The 21,810-nt window shown below is 68.7% G+C and carries 23 protein-coding genes; 4 read left to right on the forward strand and 19 right to left on the reverse strand.

Going from position 1 to position 21,810, the window contains the following annotated elements; all coding sequences use genetic code 11:
* Window positions 1-4: 4 nt before the first annotated feature.
* From N803_RS05280 to fabG, 5 genes are all read right to left on the reverse strand, one after another.
* The gene (locus N803_RS05280; RefSeq protein ID WP_035903125.1) at window positions 5-895 is read right to left on the reverse strand and encodes a universal stress protein; all 891 of its coding nucleotides are present in this window, start codon (window positions 893-895) and stop codon (window positions 5-7) included.
* Window positions 892-2,352 (reverse strand): amino acid permease, encoded by a 1,461-nt coding sequence (locus N803_RS05285; protein ID WP_035903126.1) that lies wholly within the window; start codon window positions 2,350-2,352, stop codon window positions 892-894. The genes N803_RS05280 and N803_RS05285 overlap by 4 nt, the downstream gene beginning before the upstream one ends.
* Before the next feature lie 91 nt (window positions 2,353-2,443).
* Window positions 2,444-4,669 (reverse strand): tetratricopeptide repeat protein, encoded by a 2,226-nt coding sequence (locus N803_RS05290; RefSeq protein ID WP_084764045.1) that lies wholly within the window; start codon window positions 4,667-4,669, stop codon window positions 2,444-2,446.
* Between the two features lie 29 nt (window positions 4,670-4,698).
* Window positions 4,699-5,457 (reverse strand): enoyl-ACP reductase FabI, encoded by a 759-nt coding sequence (gene fabI / locus N803_RS05295; RefSeq protein ID WP_035903127.1) that lies wholly within the window; start codon window positions 5,455-5,457, stop codon window positions 4,699-4,701.
* 44 nt (window positions 5,458-5,501) lie between these two features.
* Window positions 5,502-6,215, reverse strand: coding sequence for a 3-oxoacyl-ACP reductase FabG (gene fabG, locus N803_RS05300; RefSeq protein ID WP_035903128.1), 714 nt, complete (start codon window positions 6,213-6,215; stop codon window positions 5,502-5,504).
* A gap of 87 nt (window positions 6,216-6,302) precedes the next feature.
* Here fabG and N803_RS05305 point away from each other — a divergent pair, with 87 nt between their 5' ends.
* Together N803_RS05305 and N803_RS18485 are read left to right on the forward strand one after the other, a co-directional pair.
* A complete protein-coding gene (locus N803_RS05305) occupies window positions 6,303-6,599 on the forward strand; it encodes a DUF3099 domain-containing protein (RefSeq protein ID WP_052111810.1) in 297 nt (98 codons plus the stop codon).
* A gap of 41 nt (window positions 6,600-6,640) precedes the next feature.
* Window positions 6,641-6,811: a hypothetical protein gene (locus N803_RS18485; protein ID WP_169743043.1), complete on the forward strand. Its 171-nt coding sequence runs from the start codon at window positions 6,641-6,643 to the stop codon at window positions 6,809-6,811.
* A 36-nt stretch (window positions 6,812-6,847) separates the two neighbouring features.
* On the opposite strand, the gene moaA is transcribed toward N803_RS18485, so the two are convergent.
* Window positions 6,848-7,858, reverse strand: coding sequence for a GTP 3',8-cyclase MoaA (gene moaA, locus N803_RS05315; RefSeq protein WP_035903130.1), 1,011 nt, complete (start codon window positions 7,856-7,858; stop codon window positions 6,848-6,850).
* A gap of 31 nt (window positions 7,859-7,889) precedes the next feature.
* Here moaA and N803_RS05320 point away from each other — a divergent pair, with 31 nt between their 5' ends.
* Window positions 7,890-8,675 carry an SURF1 family cytochrome oxidase biogenesis protein gene (locus N803_RS05320; protein WP_035903132.1) on the forward strand — a complete coding sequence of 262 codons (786 nt, stop codon included), beginning with the start codon at window positions 7,890-7,892 and terminating at the stop codon, window positions 8,673-8,675.
* Window positions 8,676-8,753: 78 nt separating this feature from the next.
* Here N803_RS05320 and N803_RS17335 read toward each other — a convergent pair whose 3' ends face one another.
* The 3 genes from N803_RS17335 to N803_RS05335 all read right to left on the reverse strand — a co-directional run bounded on the left by N803_RS17335 (window position 8,754) and on the right by N803_RS05335 (window position 13,239).
* A complete protein-coding gene (locus N803_RS17335) occupies window positions 8,754-9,392 on the reverse strand; it encodes a hypothetical protein (protein WP_156969659.1) in 639 nt (212 codons plus the stop codon).
* Window positions 9,393-9,570: 178 nt separating this feature from the next.
* Entirely contained in the window at window positions 9,571-11,454 is a 1,884-nt protein-coding gene (locus N803_RS05330) for an ABC transporter ATP-binding protein (RefSeq protein WP_035903133.1), read from the reverse strand.
* Window positions 11,455-11,640: 186 nt separating this feature from the next.
* Window positions 11,641-13,239 carry an ABC-F family ATP-binding cassette domain-containing protein gene (locus tag N803_RS05335; RefSeq protein ID WP_035903134.1) on the reverse strand — a complete coding sequence of 533 codons (1,599 nt, stop codon included), beginning with the start codon at window positions 13,237-13,239 and terminating at the stop codon, window positions 11,641-11,643.
* Window positions 13,240-13,368: 129 nt separating this feature from the next.
* Between N803_RS05335 and ypfJ the strand changes: the two genes are divergently transcribed.
* A complete protein-coding gene (ypfJ, locus tag N803_RS05340; RefSeq protein WP_035903135.1) occupies window positions 13,369-14,271 on the forward strand; it encodes a KPN_02809 family neutral zinc metallopeptidase in 903 nt (300 codons plus the stop codon).
* 58 nt (window positions 14,272-14,329) lie between these two features.
* Here the strand turns inward: ypfJ and N803_RS05345 are convergent, their stop codons facing one another.
* The 10 genes from N803_RS05345 to N803_RS05390 are packed head-to-tail and all read right to left on the reverse strand — an operon-like array spanning window position 14,330 to window position 21,809.
* Entirely contained in the window at window positions 14,330-14,689 is a 360-nt protein-coding gene (locus tag N803_RS05345; RefSeq protein ID WP_035903136.1) for a hypothetical protein, read from the reverse strand.
* A 7-nt stretch (window positions 14,690-14,696) separates the two neighbouring features.
* Window positions 14,697-15,227, reverse strand: a complete 531-nt coding sequence (locus N803_RS05350; protein WP_035903137.1) for an acVLRF1 family peptidyl-tRNA hydrolase — start codon at window positions 15,225-15,227, stop codon at window positions 14,697-14,699.
* Window positions 15,228-15,250: 23 nt separating this feature from the next.
* On the reverse strand, window positions 15,251-15,577 hold the full coding sequence (locus N803_RS05355; protein ID WP_035903138.1) for a metal-sulfur cluster assembly factor: 327 nt from the start codon (window positions 15,575-15,577) through the stop codon (window positions 15,251-15,253).
* On the reverse strand, window positions 15,574-16,053 hold the full coding sequence (gene sufU / locus N803_RS05360) for a Fe-S cluster assembly sulfur transfer protein SufU (protein ID WP_035903140.1): 480 nt from the start codon (window positions 16,051-16,053) through the stop codon (window positions 15,574-15,576). Before sufU ends, N803_RS05355 begins: the two co-directional genes overlap by 4 nt.
* The gene (locus N803_RS05365) at window positions 16,053-17,342 is read right to left on the reverse strand and encodes a cysteine desulfurase (protein WP_035903141.1); all 1,290 of its coding nucleotides are present in this window, start codon (window positions 17,340-17,342) and stop codon (window positions 16,053-16,055) included. Before N803_RS05365 ends, sufU begins: the two co-directional genes overlap by 1 nt.
* Before the next feature lie 14 nt (window positions 17,343-17,356).
* Window positions 17,357-18,151 (reverse strand): Fe-S cluster assembly ATPase SufC, encoded by a 795-nt coding sequence (gene sufC / locus N803_RS05370; RefSeq protein ID WP_035903143.1) that lies wholly within the window; start codon window positions 18,149-18,151, stop codon window positions 17,357-17,359.
* Between the two features lie 4 nt (window positions 18,152-18,155).
* A complete protein-coding gene (locus N803_RS05375; RefSeq protein WP_035903145.1) occupies window positions 18,156-18,500 on the reverse strand; it encodes a non-heme iron oxygenase ferredoxin subunit in 345 nt (114 codons plus the stop codon).
* On the reverse strand, window positions 18,497-19,672 hold the full coding sequence (gene sufD, locus N803_RS05380) for a Fe-S cluster assembly protein SufD (protein ID WP_035903146.1): 1,176 nt from the start codon (window positions 19,670-19,672) through the stop codon (window positions 18,497-18,499). The genes N803_RS05375 and sufD overlap by 4 nt, the downstream gene beginning before the upstream one ends.
* The gene (gene sufB / locus N803_RS05385) at window positions 19,672-21,090 is read right to left on the reverse strand and encodes a Fe-S cluster assembly protein SufB (RefSeq protein ID WP_035903149.1); all 1,419 of its coding nucleotides are present in this window, start codon (window positions 21,088-21,090) and stop codon (window positions 19,672-19,674) included. Before sufB ends, sufD begins: the two co-directional genes overlap by 1 nt.
* A complete protein-coding gene (locus N803_RS05390) occupies window positions 21,087-21,809 on the reverse strand; it encodes a helix-turn-helix transcriptional regulator (protein WP_052111814.1) in 723 nt (240 codons plus the stop codon). The genes sufB and N803_RS05390 overlap by 4 nt, the downstream gene beginning before the upstream one ends.
* Window position 21,810 lies beyond the last annotated feature (1 nt).

A 21,810-nucleotide genomic window follows, 5' to 3' on the forward strand; every position in this document is an offset into this window, starting at 1 on the left:
GCGCTCAGGGCACGACGATCACGGGCACGGGCGCGTGCCGAACGATCTTCGTCGCGCTCGACCCCAGGAAGATCCGCTCCACGAGGTTCTCGCGCGTCGAGCCGACGACGAGCACGTCGTCCCGCTCCCAGCCGATGGCGTCCAGAGCCCCCGCCCACGTGCGGCCGGCCCCGACAACGGTCGTGACATCGTCCGGCAGGATGTCTGCCTCACCCAACGCCTCGAGCGCGCGCTCCTGAGCCGTGACCGCCTGATCGACCCAACTCCGGAGGACCTCGTCCTCGGCGTCGAAACCGACCTCCGGCGGATACATGGTCCGGCCCCGGACGGCGAACGTCGCCAGTCGCAGGCTGGCTCCGACCTCGCGGCAGATCCTGGCGGTCCGTTCGAGGGTGGATCGGGACGAGTCGTCTCCACGGAAGGCGCAGGTGGCCCGCCCGACGCGACTGCCGGCCGGCTGTTGGTGGCCACGAGGCGCCAGGGCCACCGGGACGGGTGACGAGTGCAGCAGTCGGTTCGCGGTGGAGCCGAGGTTCACCTGGCCATGCCCGGCCTCCGCCGAGGACCCGATGACGAGCATCGCCACGTCATCGCGCGCGGCGACCTCGAGGAGTCCCGTCGCGACAGAGCGAGCCGCCACGGATCGCGTGGTGGTGGTGAGGTCACTCGCGATCTCGGCCACCAACTGGTCCGCCTCCGCCACGGCAGCTGCGCCCTGCTCGGCCGCCCAGCGACTGAAGTCGCGGTCCGCGGCCCCCATGACCGGTGTGGGCCACGAAGCCGGCACAACGGCAACGACCTCGAGGGGGATCTGGCTCGACCTCGCCAGGGTCACGGCGAGTTCGAGCCCGGACCGATCGTCAGCGCCTCCGCGGAAGCCGACGACGATCGTCACGACGCCTCCTCATCCGCGGTCTGGAGCCGGGAATTGCGGCGCCCCCACAGGAAGTAGAAGGCGAGGACGACGGCGAGCCAGATCCCGAAGACGATCCACGTCGTCGCAGCGAGGCCGGACAGCACGTAGGCGCAGACGATGATCGTCAGCACCGGCGTCACGGGGTAGCCCGGAACCTTGAACGGACGGTGGAGATCGGGACGGGTGCGACGGAGGACGAGCACGCCGAGTGCCACGACCGAGAACGCCATGAGGGTGCCGATGGAGACCGTGTCCCACAGATAGTCGGACGGAACGAAACCGGCGATCAGGGCGACGACGACCCCGACGACCACCGTGTTGAAGACCGGTGTGAGCGTGCGCGGGTGCACCTCGGCGAAGCGATCCGGGAGCATGCGGTCGCGTCCCATCGCGAAGAGAATGCGGGTCTGACCATAGAGGGTCACCAGGGTCACCGAGAAGATCGAGATCACCGCCCCAGCCGCGAGGACCGTCCCGGCGACCGCATTCCCGGTGATGTTCTCCAGGATCACGGCCAGACCGGCGCTCTGCTGCTCATCGCTCGAGAACTCCTCCAGTGGCTGGGCCCCGACGCCGGCAAGTGCCACGAGGACGTAGACCGAGATGACGATGACCAGGGCGGCCATGAGCGCCCGCGGCAACGCCCGTTGTGGGTCCTTCACCTCCTCACCGGCTGTCGATACGGCATCGAGACCGATGAAGGAGAAGAAGATCGTTCCGGCGGCCGCACTGATCCCGGCCGAACCCGACGCCCAGAAGTTGTCGAAGCGGTCGGTCTGGAACGCTGTCAGACCGATGATGATGAAGAGGACGAGCACGGCGAGCTTGACGAGCACCATGATCGTGTTGGCCCTCGCAGACTCACTCGCACCCCGCACGAGCAACAGGGTGCAGAGGAGGACGAGCACCACGGCCGGCAGATTGATGATGCCGGTGGTGTTGTCCTCGAACGGGATCGGGCTGTACGACAGCGCGTCCGGGAACGGCATACCGATCGTCTTGTCCAGGAACTCGTTGAGGTAACCGCTCCACCCGACGGCCACGGCGGAGGCGGCCACGCCGTACTCGAGGAGGACGCAGGCGGCAATCACCATGGCGACCAGTTCGCCGAGGGCGTGGTACGCGTAGGAGTAGGTCGAGCCACTCACGGGAATGGCGCTGGCCAACTCCGCGTAGCAGAGCGCCGACAGGCCCGCCGCGAGTCCGGCGATGATGAACGAGATGATGACCGCCGGCCCTGCGTCGGGCACGGCTTCCTGCAGTACGAAGAAGATGCCCGTGCCGACCGTGGCACCGACGCCGAACATCGTCAGGGCGAACGTCCCGATGGTTCGGTTGAGTTCGGGTCCGGCGTGATGGTGCTCGGGGTGACTGGGATCGGTGGCGAGCGCGATCGGCTTCTTGCGCGTCAACTGCTGCGACAACGAGATGGTCATGGCCACTCCCCTGCTCGGCGGGATGTTCACGATCTGTACTCGTGAACGTAGACCCATCGGAGCGGGTTCGACCACAACTTGGCCGGAGCACTCAGTCGCGGCGCCCGGCGAGCTCCCCCGCATAGGCCGTCAGCGCGCGGCGGTAGCGCAAGACGTCCTCATCCGTGCTTCCCTGTGCCACCACGCTCAACAGGCGGCCGAGCGCTTCCTCGGATCGCCCGGCCGAGCTCAGCGCGAGAGCGAGGAAGCCCGCAATACCCACCGACTCGGGACGGTCCTGCGCCAGCGACTCGAGCAGCTGCACGGCCTCTTCCGACCGCCCCACGTTGCGCAGGGAAGAAGCCAGCTGGACCACGGCCCGGTGCCGGAACGGTTCGCGCAGACCGGAATTCAGCGCTTCACGGTAGAGCTCGATGGCCCGTTCCTCCTGACCGGCGGAGTCGAAGGTTCCGGCGTACTCGTAGGTGATCCGCGCATCTCCCGGGTGGGCCGCGACCAGTTCCGCACCTCTGCGGATGCGCCCCTCGGCGTCCTCGTCCGCCCACAGTGCGGTGATCTCGTCCTCGGCCTGGTGCTCCCCTCGGGCCCCGACCACCTTGCGTCGGATGGTTCCGGCATCGTCGGACCGCGCTCCCGTGCGAGCCAACCAGTCGTAGACATCCTGACGCTCCGCGTGGCACATGAGTGCGACGACGTCGCCGTCGTGCGCGCCCGCCACGAGCGCCTCGAGCCCCGCGAGCTCCGTATCGAAGGACGCGACGTCGGCCACGCCCGCCCGCTGGAGTCCGATCCGGAAGTGTCCCTCGATGTCCTCACGGGTCCGCCCCCGCAGGTAGTGGGGCTTGTGCAGCAGGACGATGTGATCGGCTCGGTGTCCGGCGATCTCGCCGAGGTTCTCGAGGATCTCGTCGGTCCGGTCGCCGCTGGCTCCCAGTCCGAGGTGGACCCTCGAACCCGGCTGCCGCAGCCCGTCGGTGACGTCCATCAGGGCCTCGAGGCCGGCCTCGTTGTGCGCGAGGTCGATGACGACCGTGCACTCTCCGCCGTCGGCACTGGCCGTGCTGTAGGTGTTCATCCGCCCCGGGTTGAGGTCCGCGTCGGGGCGGAAGGACCGCAGTCCTTCGACGACCGCCGCCCGATCGAGGCCCAGTCCCAGTGCTGCCGCGGTCGCCGCCAGGGCGTTGGCCACGTTGTGTCGCGACAGGCCACTGATCGTCATCGGGACGTCGACGACCTTGATGAGCGGGTCGCTCGTTCCGTCCGTGATCACGGTGATGCGATCGTCGAGGACGGTGATCGCGCGACCCCCGATTCCCAGGGCCTCACGAATGGCGGGTGAGCTGGGGTCGAGTGTGAACACCCACGGCTTGGCGGAGGCGCCGGCACGCATGGCCCACACTCGGGGGTCGTCGCCGTTGAGCACGGCCCAGCCGGCGGGGCGCGTCGCGCGGGTGATGATCGCCTTGACCTCGGCGAGTTGGTCGACCGTGTCGACGCCCTGGAGTCCGAGGTGGTCGGCCGTGACGTTGGTGACGACGGAGACATCGTTGTGGGCGACACCCAGGCCCTTGAGGAGCATTCCTCCGCGCGCGGTCTCGAGGATGCCGATCTCGACTCCGGGCGCTCCGAGCACACCTCGCGCACCAGCAGGTCCCGAGTAGTCGCCCGGCTCGATCATGGTGCCGTGGTCGACGACTCCATCGGTGGAACTCCACGCGGTGTGCTTGCCCGCGGTCATGGCGATGTGCGCGAGGAGGCGGGTCGTCGTCGTCTTCCCGTTGGTGCCGGTGATCGATGCCACCGGGATGCGAGGAGTGACGATCCGAGGCGGGGGCCCATCGGGGGCGGCACGGACAATGTCGGCCTGCTCGGCCACGACGTCGTGTCCACGCAGCCAGGCATCGAGAACCGGAGCAACGGACTCGCCGAGCGCTTGGGCCGAACCGCGGCGCCGCCACACGAAGGCCACGACCACCACGGACCGGTCGTTGCCCGACCGCGCACGGACTCCGAGCCGGCTGGTTCCGGACGCGCGTGACACGTGCCGGACGGCTCGCTCCGCGAGCCGGGCGAGAACTGCCTGCCGCTGTTCGGTTCCGGGCGCTCCCGCCTGGACGGCACGGAGTCCCGCTGTCCGCGCGACAGCGCGGATGGTCTCCTTGTCCGCATTAAGGTATGCCGTGAGGTCGAGGGTGACCTTGACCGCCGGCTTGGGGAAATAGAGGTTGGGTCCCTCCAGGACCCGGACCTCGGTGGCGGTCACGGACGGCACGTCAGGGGTCGTCACGGTGGGTGCACTGCTGAGGTCACTGGTCACCTCGCCGAGCCTAGTTCGTCGCAGCGCGTTCAGAAGCCCATCGCGTGCACGCCGCCGTCGACGTGGACGATCTCGCCGGTCGTCGCGGGGAACCAGTCGGAGAGCAGGGCCGCGCAGGCCTTGGCGGCGGGCACGGCGTCGTTGACGTCCCACCCCAGTGGAGCGCGTTCGCCCCAGGAGTCCTCGAACGTCTGGAACCCGGGGATCGACTTCGCGGCCGTGGTGCGGATCGGCCCGGCTGCGACGAGGTTGCAGCGCACGCCCTTGGGACCGAGGTCGCGGGCGAGGTAGCGGTTCGTCGATTCGAAGGCGGCCTTGGCCACACCCATCCAGTCATAGACCGGCCACGCGAACTTGGCGTCGAAGGTGAGCCCCACCACCGACGAGCCGGGGCTCAGAAGGGGCAGCGCGGCAACCGCGAGGGACTTGAGCGAGTAGGCCGAGGCGTGCATCGCGGTGGAGACGTCCTCGAACGTGCCCTCGAGGAAGTTGAACGCACCCTGGGGGGCGAACCCGATCGAGTGGAGGACACCGTCGAGGTGGTCAACGTGTTCGCCGAGCCGAGCGGCCAGGGTGTCCAGGTGATCGGTGTCGGTGACGTCGAGCTCGACGACGGGTGGGGTCGTCGGCAGCCGCTTGGCGATGGTCGACGTGATCTTCATCGTCCGGCCGAAGGAGGTGAGGACAACTTCAGCGCCCTGCTCTTGGGCGAGCTTGGCGACGTGGAAGGCGATCGAGGAATCCATGAGGACTCCGGTGATGAGCAGCTTCTTGCCCTCGAGCAGCATCGTGTCGTTCTCCTTGTCGGTGGCGTGCGGGGTGGAAGGGAAGGTCAGTGGCCCATGCCGAGGCCGCCGTCGACGGGGATGACGGCGCCCGTGACGTACGCCGCGTCGTCGGACGCGAGGAACCGCACGACGGCTGCAACCTCGGCCGCCTGCGCAAAACGACCAGCCGGTATGCCGGCCTTGTAAGACTTCTGGGTGTCCTCCGGGAGCGCTGCGGTCATGTCGGTCTCGATGAATCCGGGCGCCACGACGTTGGCGGTGATCCCCCTGCCGCCGAGTTCACGCGTCACCGACCGGGCGAGGCCGACGAGGGCCGCCTTGCTGGCCGCATAGTTCGCCTGTCCGGGCCCGCCGTAGAGGCCGACGACACTCGAGATCAGGATGATGCGTCCGCCCCTGGCCTTGATCATGCCGGTGCTCGCCCGCCGGACGCAGCGGAACGTCCCGGCGAGGTTGGTGTCGATGACCGCGTCGAAGTCCTCGTCGCTCATCCGCATGAGCAGACCGTCCTTGGTGATGCCGGCATTCGCGACGAGCACCTGCACCGGCCCACCGAAGATCTCCTCGGCCGCACCGAACGCCTCATTCACCGACTCGGTGCTTGTCACGTCGCAGGTGACGGCGCGCAGACCCTCGGGGGCCTGGCCGTTGCGACTCGTCACGATGACGTTGTCGCCAGCATCTGCGAAGGCCTGGGCGATGGCGAGACCGATGCCTCGGTTGCCCCCGGTGACGAGGACATTGCGTGCGCTGCTCATGGCGCCCGACGCTAGTGGACTACCCACCGGTAGCCCTCATCGCCGCTGCGGAGTGGGACGTTCAGGTTGCGGACGTACAGTGGTCAGGTGAGCACGATCCGGCGAGGCGAGCCGACGGTGCAGTCCGTCACGAGTGCACGGTCGCGAGCCGACGACGACATCAACGCGAGGATGAAGCACTACCTCGTGACGATGGGGATCCGCACGGCCTGCTTCTTCCTCGCCGTCGTGACGCAGGGGTGGGTGCGCTGGACCTGCGTGGCCCTGGCCGTCGTCCTCCCCTACATCGCGGTGCTCTTCGCCAATGCCCGGTCACCTCGTGCGGCCGGTCGCCTCGCACCGGTCACGCCGCAAGAGCCCCACCGGGAGCAGCTGGAGAAGTGAGCGATGCGTCCCTGACCTGTAGTGCCAAGGCCTGTCGCGAGATGGCCACGTGGGCTCTCTTGTGGAACAACCCGAAGGTTCACACTCCCGACCGACGCAAGGTCTGGCTCGCGTGCGACGAGCACCGCGTGACCCTGGGTGACTTCCTCTCGCTGCGTGGCTTCCTGCGTGCGACCGTCCCGGTCGACGACATCCCCGCGGACGCCGGCTGAACAGGAGCCGCCCCGACGGGCGGGTCCGCCTCGGTCTCAGCCGCCGATGGCGCTCATGGGTCGGATCGGCTGCACGAAGTCGGGGTCGGCGATCCCGTGCCCCTTCGCCTTGCGCCACATCTCGCCCGTGATCAGGTCGGCGAGTTCGTCGTCGCTGGCACCATCCCGCATCGGACCACGGAGGTCGGTCTCGCGCTGCGAGAAGAGGCAGTTGCGGACCTGCCCGTCGGCCGTGAGGCGCGTGCGGTCGCAGGCACCACAGAACGGTGCGCTGACGCTGGCGATGATGCCGACCGACGAAGGGCCACCATCCACGAGGAAGCGCTCCGCCGGTGCGCTCCCGCGATCGGCTGCGGGCAGCGGTGTGAGCGTGAAGCGCTCCGACAACCGGGAGCGGATCTCGTCAGCCCCGATCATCGTCGAGGCATCCCAGCCGTGCTGGGCATCGAGCGGCATCTGCTCGATGAACCGCAACTCATAGCCCCGCTCGAGACACCAGGCGAGTAGGTCCGCCACGGAGTGGTCGTTGATACCGCGCATGGCAACGGCGTTGACCTTCACCGGCACCAGCCCTGCGTCCCTGGCCCCGGCCAGGCCGGCCTCGACGTCGGCGAGTCGGTCGCGACGCGTCAGGTCGGCGAACTCCTGGGGGTCAATCGTGTCGAGACTGACGTTGACCCGGTCCAGCCCGGCCGCAGCGAGTGGGGCTGCGAGTCGAGCGAGACCCACCCCGTTGGTCGTCATGGCGATCCGAGGTCGGGGCTTCAGTGCCGCGATGCGGGCCACGACCTCGGTGACGGAGCGGCGCAACAGGGGCTCCCCGCCCGTGAGTCGCACCTGCTCAACGCCCAGTCCGACGAAGATCGAGACGAGCCGGACGAGTTCGTCGTCGGTCAGCATCTCCGGCTTGGCCAACCACGGGAGCCCTTCGGCGGGCATGCAGTAGCGGCAGCGCAGGTTGCACCGGTCGGTCACCGACACCCTGAGGTCACGCGCGACGCGACCGTACTGGTCGGCCAGGCGAGCGGCTGTCGGGGTGGTGGACATGGTCCCATCGTAGGCCGGGTAGGGTGACCGCGTGTTTCGGCGTCTGTTCACCCCCCGTTGGCTGGGTGCGCTCGCCATCGCGCTGCTCTACGCCGTCGCGGCATATCACCTCGGGCACTGGCAGTACGGTCGCCACGAATACAAGGTGGAGCGCAATGCCCTCCTCGACGCCCACTACCGCGCTGCCCCCGTTCCCGTGCGTCAGGTGCTCGATGACCGTCCGGTGAACAGGTCGGACGCCGACTGGACCAAGGTGACCGCGACCGGGACCTACCACGGCGAGCAGTTGCTCGTGCGCAACCGTCCCAACAACGGGGTCTACGGCTACGAGGTCCTCGCTCCCCTGCACCTCGGCGACGGGACGACCGTGGTCGTCGACCGGGGGTGGGTGGAGAACTCACCTCGCGGTGCCGCAGTCGTGCCGGAGGTGTCGGAAGCCCCCGCGGGTGAGGTCACCGTCACCGGCTGGGTTCGCCCGGCGGAGAACTCCGACGACAAGCGCCTGCCGTCCGGTCAGGTGGCCAGCGTTGCCAAGCCCGACGTCGAAAAGGCCTGGGGCAGAACGGTGCTCGACGGCTACATCGTCCTCGACTCCGAGGTGTCGGCCGACGGCACCACTCCTCCGCGGCCAGACCGCCTCGAGGACCCCGATCGCAGCCTCGGGCCGCACCAGGCCTATGCGTTCCAGTGGTGGCTCTCCATGCCGGTGGGGATGCTGCTCATCTGGTTGGGGCTGCGACGTGAACTGCGTGACGAGCAACCCGACCGACCGGCGAAGCCCAAGAAGGTTCGCATCTGGGACGAAGAGGACTACTAGCACCCAGTCCTCCGGGCACACGCCGACGGCGCCCTCTCCTACGAGAGGGCGCCGTCTGCGTCGTACGCGGGACGAGCCTCAGGCGTGCGTTCCTCGGCGACGGACGACTGCTGTGGTGCCGGCAGCGGCTCCGATGAGCAGGGCGAGCGCGCCACCGATCGCGGCCGGATTCATGCCGTCGTCAACGAGGTCGGTCTCCACAACCGGACCCGTGGGAGTCGGCGTCGTGGACGGCGTCGTCGGCGTGGTCGGCGTCGTGGTCGGAGTCGTGGTCGGGGTCGGCGTCGTGGACGTGGTCGGAGTCGTGGTCGGGGTCGGAGTCGTGGACGTGCTCGGCGTCGTGGTGGGCGTCGGCGTCGACGTGACGGGCACACAGAGGGACTTGTCGACGTCCTCGAGGGCGACGCCCTCGCCGTTGGTCTTCCAGTTGTCGTCCCAGTTGAGGCCCGGGTAGCTCACCTCATCGCCACCGTTCCCGGCGATGTAGGTGAACGGCGGGATGACGTCCTCGCGGTTCTGGTGCTGGTCGTGACCGTTGTCCTTGACGATCGACGCAGCATCCACGGTGATCACGACGAACGGGTTGGTCTCCGACGCGGTCGCGTGGCAGATGGTGATGTTTGCGTTGGGGTCGGCCTGCGCCGCCGCTGCAAAGACGACGCTCGAGGCCCCCACCATCGAAAGTCCGAGTGCTGCGCCCGCCAGTCGACGGGTCATGTGCCGTGCCATGTCTTGTTTCCCTCCACCAAAGGTTTCCCCGGAGGTGCACAGGTCGCACATCCCCCACCCTTGACCATCACAAAACCTTGCAACGCATGCCGGGCATCGGGCCCAAATTGGCCCGAAAGGACCAACCGGATGGCCCCGAGCGCGTCCGAAGTATGGCCCGAACTGACTAGGGCGACGTGGTCGCCACAGCCGGCCCATCCGCAAACTGTGTGGTGTAGAGGTCGTGGTAGAGACCACCTCGCTGCAACAGCTCGGCATGGGTGCCGCGCTCGACGATCCGTCCGCCGTCGAGCACGAGGATGAGGTCGGCATGCCGGACGGTGGAGAGCCGGTGAGCGATCACGAGCGCCGTGCGTCCGTCTAGCGCGGTGTCCAGGGCCCGTTGCACGGCCACTTCGCTCTCGCTGTCGAGGTGCGCGGTGGCCTCGTCGAGCACCACGAGACGTGGACCCTTGAGCAGCAGGCGCGCGATCGCGATGCGCTGCTTCTCCCCGCCGCTCAGACGGTGCCCCCGATCCCCGACCACGGTGTCCAGCCCCGCAGGCAGTCTTTCGACCAGGCTCCACACCCGAGCCGCGCGAAGTGCGGCCTCGAGATCGGCATCGGAAGCCGAGGGCGCGGCATACAGAAGGTTGGCCCGGATCGTGTCGTGGAAGAGGTGCGCCTCCTGCGTGACGACCGAGACGGTGTTGCGCAACGAGTCCAGGGTGACCGTCCGCAGGTCGGCCCCGTTGATGCGCACAGCTCCGCTCGTCGGGTCATAGAGGCGGGCCACGAGCCCCGTGAGGGTCGACTTGCCGGCGCCGCTCGGGCCGACGAGGGCCACGAGCTGCCCCGGTTCGATCGTGACGTCGATGCCATCGAGGACGACGGATCCGGCGTCGCGGTCCCCGGTCGCGGACGCCTCGAGCGAGCTGAGCGAGACCTCACTCGCGGCCGGATAGGCGAAGCCGACCCCGTCGAGATCCACTCTCACGGGCCCGCTCGGCACGGCAGTCGCGCCCGGGGCCTCGGCCACCAGCGGCTCGAGGTCCAGGACCTCGAAGACACGCTCGAACGAGACGAGTGCGGTCATGATGTCGACCCGGGCGTTCGAGATCGTCGTGAGGGGACCGTAGAGGCGGGCCAGCAGCGCGGTGAGCGCCAGCAGAGTGCCGACCGTGAGGGCGCCGTTGACGGCCATCACCCCGCCGAAGCCGTAGACGAGCGCCGTGGCGAGAGCGGCCACGAGCGTGAGCCCCACGAAGAAGACGGAACGGTTCACGGCGATGCGGACGCCGATGTCGCGAACCCGACCAGCCCGCTGCGAGTACTCACGATCCTCGACCTCGGGGCTGCCATAGATCTTCACGAGGAGGGCCCCCGCGACGTTGAAGCGCTCGGTCATGCGGGTGCCGAGCTCGGCGTTGAGACCCATCTGGTCGTGCGCCATCGCCGCCAGCCGGCCACCCATGGCGCGTGCCGGAAGCAGGAACAGCGGCACGAGGAGGAGCGACGCCAGGGTCAACTGCCAGGAGAGCACGAGCATGGCGCCCACGATGAGCACGAGCGAGACCCCATTGCTCACCACGCTGGAGAGCACCGAGGTGAAGGCCTGCTGGGCGCCGATGACGTCGTTGTTGAGCCGGGACACCAGCGCTCCCGTCTGGGCGCGGGTGAAGAACGCGATCGGCTGGCGCAGCACGTGTGAGAACACCTGCGTTCGCAGGTCGACGATGAGGCCCTCGCCGATGCGCGCCGAAAGCCACCGCGAGACGAGCGTGACGATCGCGCTCACGACCGCGAGAGCGGCCACGAGCAATGACAGCCGCACCACCAGGCCCGAATCGCGGGGATAGATGCCGTCGTCGATGAGGCTCTTGAGCAGCAAGGGCGTCGCGACGATGAGGGCTGCGTCGACCACCACGAGCGCGAGGAACGCCGCGATGATCCGGCGGTAGGGGCGTGCGTACGACAGGACCCGTCGGGCCGTCCCCGGTGCGAGCTCCTTGCCCCTGACGCTGGAGTCCTTGCTCAGGCTCTGGAGGACCTGCCAACCGGCCATGCTCATGTCGCGGTCACTCTCGCCCGGTCACGTCGTGTCATGCGTTCATCCTCGATCCTCAAGTGCACGTGAGGTCAACTCGCGCACCTGACTCAACCACGCGACACCGACAGCGCATTCCCCTCGGGGTCACGCGGAAGGTCGGTCGCCGCCGCCTCGAGAGCCGCTGGGCCTCGCACGCACGCCACACACTCAGGCGAGGGTGACGAGGTCCTTGTAGTCCGGACCCCACAGGTCCTCGACGCCGTCCGGAAGGAGCAGGATGCGCTCGGGCTCCAGGGCGTCGACGGCTCCCTCGTCGTGCGTCACGAGCACGACGGCGCCCTTGTAGGTCTTGAGGGCTCCGAGGATCTCGGCGCGCGAGGCCGGATCGAGGTTGTTGGTCGGCTCGTCGAGCAGGAGGACGTTGGCGGACGACACGACGAGGAGGGCCAGCGACAGTCGCGTCTTCTCACCACCGGAGAGGACTCCGGCGGGCTTGTCGACGTCATCCCCTGTGAAGAGGAACGACCCGAGCACCTTGCGGACCTCGGTCTCCCCCAACTCGGGAGCCGACGACTTCATGTTGTCGAGAACCGACCGGTCGACGTCGAGGTTCTCGTGTTCCTGGGCGTAGTAGCCGATCTTGAGCCCGTGGCCCGGTTCGACCCGGCCGGTGTCCGGGGCATCCACTCCCGCGAGCATGCGCAGGAGCGTCGTCTTGCCGGCGCCGTTGAGGCCCAGCACGACGACCCGCGAGCCGCGGTCGATGGCAAGGTCCACGTCCGTGAAGATCTCGAGCGACCCGTAGGAGCGCGACAGCCCGCTCGCGCGCAGCGGCGTCTTGCCACACGGAGCCGGATCCGGGAAGCGAAGCTTGGCGACGCGGTCGCTGACCCGCTCGGTCTCCAGACCGGCCAGCAGTCGCTCGGCCCGCCGGGCCATGTTCTGGGCAGCGACCGTCTTCGTCGCCTTGGCGCGCATCTTGTCGGCCTGAGCCATGAGGACGCCGGCCTTCTTCTCGGCGTTCGCCCGCTCGCGCTTGCGGCGGCGCTCGTCGGTCTCGCGCTGCTGGAGATAGGCCTTCCACCCGAGGTTGTAGATGTCGAGCTCGGCCCGGTTGGCGTCGAGGTGATAGACCTTGTTGACGACGGCGTCGAGCAGGTCGACGTCGTGCGAGATGACGATGAGCCCACCCTTGTAGCCCTTGAGGTGGTCGCGCAACCAGACGATGGAATCGGCATCGAGGTGGTTAGTCGGCTCGTCGAGAAGCAGGGTCTCCGCGCCGGAGAACAGGATGCGGGACAGTTCGATGCGGCGGCGCTGGCCACCGGAGAGGGTCCCGAGCGTCTGGTCCAGGTGCCGCTCCTCGAGGGCCAGGGCACTCGCGATCGACGCGGCCTCGGACTCCGCGGCATACCCGCCGGCGGCGAGGAACTCGCCCTCGAGGCGACCATAACGGCGCATGGCCTGTTCGAGCCTGTCACCGGTCTGTTCGGACATCGCCTTCTCGGCGGCCCGCAACTCCCGCACGATCCGGTCCAGTCCACGCGCCGACAGGATGCGGTCGCGGCCGGTGACGTCGAGGTCACCCGTCCGCGGGTCCTGAGGCAGATAGCCGACCTCCCCCGACGACGACACCGAACCCGCGGCCGGCTGGCCGGCCCCGGCGAGGACCTTGGTCAGCGTGGTCTTGCCGGCGCCGTTGCGCCCGACGAGCCCGATGCGGTCGCCCGCGGCGACCCGGAAGGAAGCGTTGTCGAGAAGGAGTCGGGACCCCGCGCGCAGCTCGATCGCGGCGGCAGTGAGCACAGGAAAGTCCTTCGTCGGGGAAACTGGGGTGGATGAACAGGCGCACCGCTCACGCACCGCGGGCCTTTCGCCCCTTAGTCTAAGTGGGCCGTGCACGGCACGGAAAACGCGATTCATGGGAGGCCTTGGATGAGCTTCAACGACGACGTCCGTCTCGACACCTCGCAGGTGGAGTCCGGTGGCGGCGGCGGAGGCGCGCCCGGCGGCATTGTCGTCGGCGGTGGCATCGGCGGCATCATCCTGCTCATCCTCAGCCTGATCTTCGGCATCCCGATGGGCACCGACCAGCAGACCGCTCCCCCGAGCAGCCAGGAGCAGGTCGACGGAACGAGCGGCAACGCGTTCGAGAACTGCAAGACCGGCGCGGACGCCAACGCCGACGTGCAGTGCCGCGTCATCGGCACCGTGAACTCGGTGCAGGCCTTCTGGACGGCCGAGCTCCCCCGCTACCAGAAGCAGTGGCAGCCCACCAAGACCGTCCTCTACTCCGGTGCCACCCAGTCGCAGTGCGGCACAGCCAGCAACCAGGTCGGTCCGTTCTACTGCCCGCTCGACCAGAAGGTCTACATCGACGCCGACTTCTTCGCGATCCTCACGCAGCAATTCGGGTCCGACGACGGTGCCCTCGCGCAGGAGTACGTCGTCGCCCACGAGTACGGCCACGCCCTGCAGGACCAGCTCGGCCTGCTCGGGCGAGCGCAGCAGGACCCGCAGGGCGCCAACAGCGGTGCGGTCCGCATCGAGCTCATGGCCGACTGCCTCGCCGGAGTTTGGGCCCAGCACGCCTCGACGGCCAACGGACCTGACGGCAAGCCCTACCTCAAGCAGCTCACCGAGGCGGACATCAAGAGCGCCCTGTCGGCCGCCGCCGCCGTGGGTGACGACCGCATCCAGGAGAAGACCCAGGGCCAGGTGAACCCGGAGGCCTGGACGCACGGATCGGCGGAGGCCCGCCAGCGCTGGTTCCTCCAGGGATACAAGACCGGCGACCTCAACCAGTGCAACACCTTCAACGTCGACCAGGTGAGCTGACCCGCCGCTCCCCCGATGTCATCGACTGGACCGCCCCGCGCCCATCGCGCCGGGGCGGTCAGTCGTTCTCGGGGTACTTCTTGTCGAGTTCCTGCAGGAGCCGGTGAGCGGCGAGCTCCACCTTCTTGTGGCGCCATTCCGACGCGCGGTACACACAGGCGATGAGGGCGCTGCGGTGCACCTTGTCGAAGTCGCCGACAACGAACGCGTGGCGCGCCTTGGTCTCGTCGTTCGCGCCCTCCGTGAGCCCGAGGTGCCACGCACCGTAGGCCGCCCAGTCGTTGTCCTCGAGGAACGCGTTCTGCGTATCGGCGTCGGGCTGCACCTGACCCCAGTCGCTGTCGAGGACGACCTTGCCCTGGGCGATGAGGTCACGACAGTGCCGGACGGCCTTGCGGTTCACCGTGTAGGAGGCCATGCCCCCATCATGCGCCGGGACCGTCGTCGATGCTCACCTGCACGGCCCGGGCCCGCCGCACGACCTCGTCCAGGACGGCCCGGCGCGGGTCGGCGATGTCATAGAACTCCCGTCGCGCCAGGTCCCGCAGCGTCGCCAACCGCGGGTCGCTGAGGACGTCCCTCACCAACGTCTTGTCCCCGCCGACGACAAGACCATCCGGTATGCCGTCCGGCACCGTTCGCAGGAGGTGCTCGGCGACCGCTCGGACGAGTTCGTCGGCCTGGTTGCCCCGGCGTCGCGCGAACCGCTGCTGCGACCACCCACCCGCCGCCGTGCGCGACTGGACGTGACGCGTCCCGACCTTGTGCGCGACGAGAGCGGACCCGGAGACGTGCGCCACGGCATACCCTCCGCGTCTGATCAACAGGACGGCAAGGTGCGGTGCCTCGAAACGCGAGATCCCGACGACCCGCTGGGGGCCGTCGGGATTCGCGGTGTCGAAGCGCTCGCGCCACGCGGGGTACCGCTCAGGCGAAACCTCAACGACTCGGGTCATGAAGACATTGTCGAATGTTGAATCTAGATATTGAAACCCAGGGCGCGCAGCTGCTCGCGACCGTCGTCGGTGATCTTGTCCGGACCCCACGGCGGCATCCAGACCCAGTTGACGCGGTAGGACGCCACGAGCCCTTCGAGGGACTGCGCCGTCTGGTCCTCGATGACGTCGGTCAGCGGGCACGCCGCGGACGTGAGCGTCATGTCGATGACGGCGTGGTTCTGGCCGTCGACGGTGATGCCGTAGACGAGGCCGAGGTCGACGACGTTGATCCCGAGCTCGGGGTCGACGACATCACGCAGGGCCTCCTCGACATCAGCCACATTGGCCTGTGCGGTGGTCTCGCTCATGACGTTCCTTCCTTCGCCGGGATGGGCGTGGTCTCGGTGCTGTGACCGCTCTGGTGCAACGCGTCGGTGAAGGCCATCCATCCGAGGAGGGCGCACTTGACGCGGGCGGGGTACTTGCCGACGCCGGAGAGCGCGACACCGTCGCCGATGACCTCTTCGTCGCCCGGGTCCTCACCCTTGGACGTGAGCATGGCCTTCATCGCCTCGTAGGTCGTGAGGACCTCGGAGAGCGGGCGACCGATGGTCTCCTCAGCGAGGATCGACGTCGACGCCATGCTGATCGAGCAGCCGAGGGCGTCGTAGGACACGTCGCGCACGACGGGCCCGTCGGGGGTGTCCTCGACGTGCACGCGCAGGGTCACCTCGTCGCCGCACGTCGGGTTGACGTGGTGCACCTCGGCCTCGAAGGGGTCGCGGAGACCGGCATGCTGCGGGTTCTTGGAGTGCTCGAGGATGAGCTGCTGGTAGAGGTCCATCAGCCGGCCATCCCGAAGATCTGCGGGACGGTGTCGAGCGCGGTGAGCAGCGCGTCGACCTCGTCGACGGTGTTGTATGCCGCGAAGCTCGCTCGCGTCGTCGCCGCCACCTTGAAGCGGCGGTGCAGCGGCCACGCGCAGTGGTGACCGACCCGGACGGCGACGCCCGAGCCGTCGAGCACCTGGCCGACGTCGTGAGCGTGAACGCCGTCGACGACGAACGCGACCGTGCCGCCTCGCGACTCGAGGTCGGACGGACCGACGACCGTGACCCACGGCCGGGCCGCGAGACCCGCGAGCAGCCTCTCGGTGAGGGCGAGCTCGTGCGCATGGATCCGGTCCACTCCCCCGATGGACTCGATGTAGTCGACGGCGGCGGCGAGACCGATCGCCTGCGCGGTCATCGGCACACCGGCCTCGAAGCGCTGCGGCGGCGGGGCGTAGGTGCTGCCCTCCATCCGGACGGTCTCGATCATCGACCCACCGGTGAGGAACGGCGGCATCGCCTCGAGCAGCTCGCGCCGGCCCCAGAGGACGCCGATGCCGCTCGGGCCGAACATCTTGTGGCCCGAGAACGCGAGGAGGTCGACGTCGAGGTCGGTGACGTCGACGCCGAGGTGCGGCACCGACTGGCACGCATCGAGGACGACGAGGGCGCCGACCTCGCGGGACCGCGCCACGATCTCGGCCACCGGGTTGACCGTGCCGAGGACGTTGGACGCGTGGACGAACGCCACGACCTTGGTCCGCTCGGTGAGCAGCTCGTCGAGCCCCGAGAGGTCGAGCCGGCCCTCGTCGGTGACGGGGACCCACCGCAGGGTCGCGCCGGTGCGCCGGCACAGCTCCTGCCACGGCACGAGGTTGGCGTGGTGCTCCATCTCGGTGACGAGCACCTCGTCGCCCTCGCCGAGCGCGAACCGCTCGCTGCCCGGGATGCCGGGGTGCGGGCTGTTCGAGAACGCGTAGGCCGCGAGGTTCAGCGACTCCGTGGCGTTCTTGGTGAAGACGACGTCCTGCGCCTGCGCGCCGATGAATGCCGCGATGCGCTCGCGGGCACCCTCGTAGGCGGCCGTGGCCTCCTCCGAGAGCGCGTGCGCGCCGCGGTGCGGTGCCGAGTTGAGCCGCTCGTAGAAGTCACGCTCGGCGTCGAGCACCGCCGTGGGCTTCTGTGACGTGGCGCCGGAGTCGAGGTAGACGAGCGGCGCACCGTCGCGCACGGTGCGCGCGAGGATCGGGAAGTCGGCCCGGATGCGGGCGACCTCCTCGGTCGTGAACGGTGTCGCGGTCATGTCGGTGCTCCCGGTCAGGCGTTGGCGGGGGTGGCGGCCTCGTCGGTCGCGGCGGCGGGCGCGGCCTGGAAGCGGTCGTAGCCCTCGGCCTCGAGGCGGTCGGCGAGCTCGGGGCCACCCTGCTCGGCGATCCGGCCGTCGACGAAGACGTGGACGAAGTCGGGCTTGATGTAGCGCAGGATCCGCGTGTAGTGGGTGATGAGCAGGACACCGGAGCCGGTGGCCTCCTTGGCGCGGTTGACGCCCTCGGAGACGATGCGCAGCGCGTCGACGTCCAGGCCCGAGTCGGTCTCGTCGAGGATCGCGATCTTGGGCTTGAGCAGCTCCATCTGGAGGATCTCGTGGCGCTTCTTCTCGCCGCCGGAGAAGCCCTCGTTGACGCCGCGGTCGGAGACGGCCGGGTCCATCTTGAGGTCAGCCATCGACTGCTTGAGGTCCTTGACCCAGGTGCGGAGCTTGGGGGCCTCGCCGTCGATCGCGGTCTTGGCGGTGCGCAGGAAGTTGCTCACCGTGACACCGGGGACCTCGACGGGGTACTGCATCGCGAGGAAGAGGCCGGCGCGGGCGCGCTCGTCGACGCTCATCTCGAGGACGTCCTCGCCGTCGAGGGTGACCGTGCCGCTCGTGATCGTGTACTTGGGGTGGCCGGCGATCGAGTAGGCGAGGGTCGACTTGCCCGAGCCGTTGGGGCCCATGATCGCGTGGGTCTCACCGGAGTTGATGGTGAGCGTGACGCCGCGGAGGATCTCCTTGGTGCCCTGCTCGGTGTCGACGGTGACGTGGAGGTCACGAATCTCGAGGGTGCTCATGTGCTCAGTTCTCCTGGTTCAGGGCGACGTAGACGTCGTCGCCCTCGATCTTGACGGTGTGGACGGCGATGGGCGCCGTGGCGGGCGGCCCCGACGGGTCGCCGGTGCGGATGTCGAAACGGGAGCCGTGCAGCCAGCACTCGAGGGTGCAGCCGTCGAGCTCGCCCTCGGAGAGCGAGACGTTGGCGTGGCTGCAGGTGTCGTCGACCGCGTGGACGTCACCGTCGGCGGTGCGCACGATCGCGACGATGCGGCCGTCGATGTCGGCCGCGGCCGCGCCGATGCTCGGCAGCTCGTCGAGCGCGCAGACGCGCACGAAGTCGGCGGTGGTCTCCCGGACCTCGCTCATGCCACGCCCTCGAGCTCGCGGTCGATGGCCTCCATGAGGCGCTCCTCGACCTCGGGGACGCCGATGCGGCCGACGATCGAGGCGAAGAAGCCGCGCACGACGAGGCGCCGGGCGGTGTCCTCGTCGATGCCACGGGCCTGCAGGTAGAAGAGCTGCTGGTCGTCGAAGCGACCGGTGGCCGAGGCGTGACCCGCGCCGGCGATCTCGCCGGTCTCGATCTCGAGGTTGGGCACCGAGTCGGCGCGGGCGCCGTCGGTGAGGATGAGGTTGCGGTTGAGCTCGTAGGTGTCGGTGCCCTCCGCCGCGGCGCGGATGAGGACGTCGCCGACCCAGACGGTGTGGGCGGTCTCGCCCTGAAGCGCGCCCTTGTACTCGACGTTCGAGTGGCAGTGCGGCGCCTCGTGGTCGACGAAGAGGCGGTGCTCCTGGTGCTGGCCGGCGTCGGCGAAGTAGACGCCGAGGCCCTCGAAGGAGCCGCCGGGACCGGCATACGAGGCGTTGGTGTTGAGCCGGACGATGCCGCCGCCGAGGGTGACCGCGATGTGGCGGACCTTGGCATCGCGGCCGACGACGACGTCGTGCTGGCCGAGGTGGAGGGCGGTGTCGTCCCACTCCTGGACGCTGACGAGCGTGACGTCGGCGCCATCGCCGACGACGACGGACAGCAGCTCCGAGTACTGGGCGTCGCCCTCGTGGCGGAGCACGATCGTCGCCTTGGCGAAGTTGCCGACGCGCACGAGCGTGTGACCGTGCGAGAGCGCGCCCTCGCCGGTGAGGGTGAGGCGGACCGGCTCGGTGAGCTCGGCCTCGGCGGGCACGTCGATCACGAGGACCGACTCGGCCTGGGCGGTCGCGACGACGGCAGCGCGGTCGGCGGGCTTCGGAGCACCGCTCCCCTGCCAGTCCTCGTGCGACACGGTGGAGACGGTCACGCCCTGGGGCAGCGACTCGTCGCGACGCAGCGCGGTGCCGGCGGTGTCGGCGAAGAGCGCCTGAAGTCGGTCGACGGGGGTGAAGCGCCACTCCTCCTCACGGCCGCTCGGCAGCGGGAAGTCGGCGACGGCATACGACGTCTTCCGCTCAGCGCGCGACTGGTCGGGGACGAAAGCGGCAGCAGAGTCGGTGTGCCCCGGCTGCTCGGCGGACTGGGGCTTGTTGGCCAGAAGGCTCATCAGCCAACGGCTCCTTCCATCTGAAGCTCGATGAGGCGGTTCAGCTCGAGGGCGTACTCCATGGGGAGTTCCTTGGCGATCGGCTCGACGAAGCCGCGCACGATCATCGCCATCGCCTCGGTCTCGGACATGCCTCGGGACATGAGGTAGAACATCTGGTCCTCGGACACCTTGGAGACCGTGGCCTCGTGACCCATGGTCACGTCGTCCTCGCGGATGTCGACGTAGGGGTAGGTGTCGGAGCGGCTGATCGTGTCGACGAGCAGCGCGTCGCAGACGACGCTCGACTTCGACCCGTGTGCGCCCTCCATGACCTGCACGAGACCGCGGTAGGACGTGCGACCGCCGCCACGTGCGACCGACTTCGACACGATCGTCGACGAGGTGTTGGGGGCCGCGTGGACCATCTTGGAGCCGGCGTCCTGGTGCTGGCCCTCGCCCGCGAACGCGACGGAGAGCGTCTCGCCCTTGGCGTGCTCGCCCATGAGGAAGACGGCGGGATACTTCATCGTCACCTTGGAGCCGATGTTGCCGTCGATCCACTCCATCGTCGCGCCCTCGGCGCAGGTCGCGCGCTTGGTGACGAGGTTGTAGACGTTGTTGGACCAGTTCTGGATCGTCGTGTAGCGCACGCGGGCGTTCTTCTTGACGACGATCTCGACGACGGCGCTGTGCAGCGAGTCCGACTGGTAGATCGGCGCGGTGCAGCCCTCGACGTAGTGCACGTACGAGCCCTCGTCCGCGATGATCAGGGTCCGCTCGAACTGGCCCATGTTCTCGGTGTTGATCCGGAAGTAGGCCTGGAGCGGGATGTCGACGTGGACGCCCGGTGGGACGTAGATGAACGAGCCACCCGACCACACGGCCGTGTTGAGCGCGGCGAACTTGTTGTCACCGGCGGGGATGACCGACGCGAAGTACTCGCGGAAGAGGCCCTCGTGCTCGCGCAGGCCGGTGTCGGTGTCGACGAAGATGACGCCCTTCTCCTCCAGGTCCTCACGGATCTGGTGGTAGACGACCTCGGACTCGTACTGGGCCGCGACACCGGCGACCAGACGCTGCTTCTCGGCCTCGGGGATGCCCAGACGGTCATACGTCGCCTTGATGTCCTCGGGCAGGTCCTCCCACGAGGTGGCCTGCTTCTCGGTCGACTTCACGAAGTACTTGATGTTCTGGAAGTCGATGCCGGTGAGGTCACTCCCCCACGTCGGCATGGGCTTCTTGCCGAAGAGGCGCAGCGACTTGAGGCGGAGGTCCTCCATCCACTGCGGCTCGCTCTTGCGTCGCGAGATGTCGAGGACGACATCCTCGTTGAGCCCGCGCTTCGCGGTCGCGCCGGCAGTGTCGCTGTCGGCCCAGCCGTACTCGTAGCGGCCCAGGTCCTTCAGACCCGGGTTCAGCTCCTCGATGGTGCTCATCGCGAAGACCTTTCTGTTGACATCTCAGACTTGGTGGGAACGAACGTCGTGCACACGTGATCTCCGTGCGCGAGAGTGGCAAGTCGTTGCACGTGGACGCCGAGCAGACGCGAGAACGCGTCTGTTTCAGCGTCACAGAACTGGGGAAATTCCCGAGCGGCGTGCTGGACGGGGCAGTGCCCCTGGCACAGCTGTATGCCGGAGAGCGCAGTGAGTGGGGCCTCGCCGTGCTCGCCGACCGGACGTGCGGATGCCGCAAAGCCGTCGCGCGTCAGCGCGGCGACGAGGGCCTCGACCCGAGCGGCAGTGTCCGTACCCACGGCAGCCAGCTCCCCGGCATACCGGGTCTCGAGTTCGCCGACCCGGGACTCCGCGAACTTCCGCACGGCCTCGGGGCCGACCTCGGTGGCCAGGAAGCGCAGGGCCTCCGTGGCGAGGTGGTCGTAGTCGGACTCCAGCGCCTGGTGCCCGCCCTCGCTGAGGACGAACGACCGGGCGGGGCGACCGCGACCGCCGGTCGTCGTGGCCTCCCGGTCGGCGATGAGACCGGACTCGGTGAGGTTGTCGAGGTGGCGCCGGACCGCCGGCACCGTGAGGCCGAGCTCGTCCGCGAGAGCCGCACACGTGATCGGGCCACGCTCACCGATGGCCTGCAGGACCCGGTCGCGCGTGCGCGACTCCAGAACCTGTGGCACCGCTGCGGTGGCCGGGATATTCACA

The sequence above is a fragment of the Knoellia subterranea KCTC 19937 genome (assembly GCF_000768685.1).
Taxonomy (GTDB): domain Bacteria; phylum Actinomycetota; class Actinomycetes; order Actinomycetales; family Dermatophilaceae; genus Knoellia; species Knoellia subterranea.

Coding starts and splice junctions, on each gene's coding strand:
- N803_RS05285 (WP_035903126.1), bottom strand. CDS start 2,352: ATGACCATCTCGTTGTCGCAGCAGTTGACGCGCAAGAAGCCGATCGCG.
- fabI (WP_035903127.1), bottom strand. CDS start 5,457: ATGCTGCTCGAGGGCAAGAAGCTGCTCATCACCGGAGTCCTCATGGAT.
- fabG (WP_035903128.1), bottom strand. CDS start 6,215: ATGAGCAGCGCACGCAATGTCCTCGTCACCGGGGGCAACCGAGGCATC.
- N803_RS18485 (WP_169743043.1), top strand. CDS start 6,641: ATGGCCACGTGGGCTCTCTTGTGGAACAACCCGAAGGTTCACACTCCC.
- moaA (WP_035903130.1), bottom strand. CDS start 7,858: ATGTCCACCACCCCGACAGCCGCTCGCCTGGCCGACCAGTACGGTCGC.
- N803_RS17335 (WP_156969659.1), bottom strand. CDS start 9,392: ATGACCCGTCGACTGGCGGGCGCAGCACTCGGACTTTCGATGGTGGGG.
- N803_RS05330 (WP_035903133.1), bottom strand. CDS start 11,454: ATGAGCATGGCCGGTTGGCAGGTCCTCCAGAGCCTGAGCAAGGACTCC.
- ypfJ (WP_035903135.1), top strand. CDS start 13,369: ATGAGCTTCAACGACGACGTCCGTCTCGACACCTCGCAGGTGGAGTCC.
- N803_RS05345 (WP_035903136.1), bottom strand. CDS start 14,689: ATGGCCTCCTACACGGTGAACCGCAAGGCCGTCCGGCACTGTCGTGAC.
- N803_RS05350 (WP_035903137.1), bottom strand. CDS start 15,227: ATGACCCGAGTCGTTGAGGTTTCGCCTGAGCGGTACCCCGCGTGGCGC.
- N803_RS05355 (WP_035903138.1), bottom strand. CDS start 15,577: ATGAGCGAGACCACCGCACAGGCCAATGTGGCTGATGTCGAGGAGGCC.
- sufU (WP_035903140.1), bottom strand. CDS start 16,053: ATGGACCTCTACCAGCAGCTCATCCTCGAGCACTCCAAGAACCCGCAG.
- N803_RS05365 (WP_035903141.1), bottom strand. CDS start 17,342: ATGACCGCGACACCGTTCACGACCGAGGAGGTCGCCCGCATCCGGGCC.
- sufC (WP_035903143.1), bottom strand. CDS start 18,151: ATGAGCACCCTCGAGATTCGTGACCTCCACGTCACCGTCGACACCGAG.
- N803_RS05375 (WP_035903145.1), bottom strand. CDS start 18,500: ATGAGCGAGGTCCGGGAGACCACCGCCGACTTCGTGCGCGTCTGCGCG.
- sufD (WP_035903146.1), bottom strand. CDS start 19,672: ATGAGCCTTCTGGCCAACAAGCCCCAGTCCGCCGAGCAGCCGGGGCAC.
- sufB (WP_035903149.1), bottom strand. CDS start 21,090: ATGAGCACCATCGAGGAGCTGAACCCGGGTCTGAAGGACCTGGGCCGC.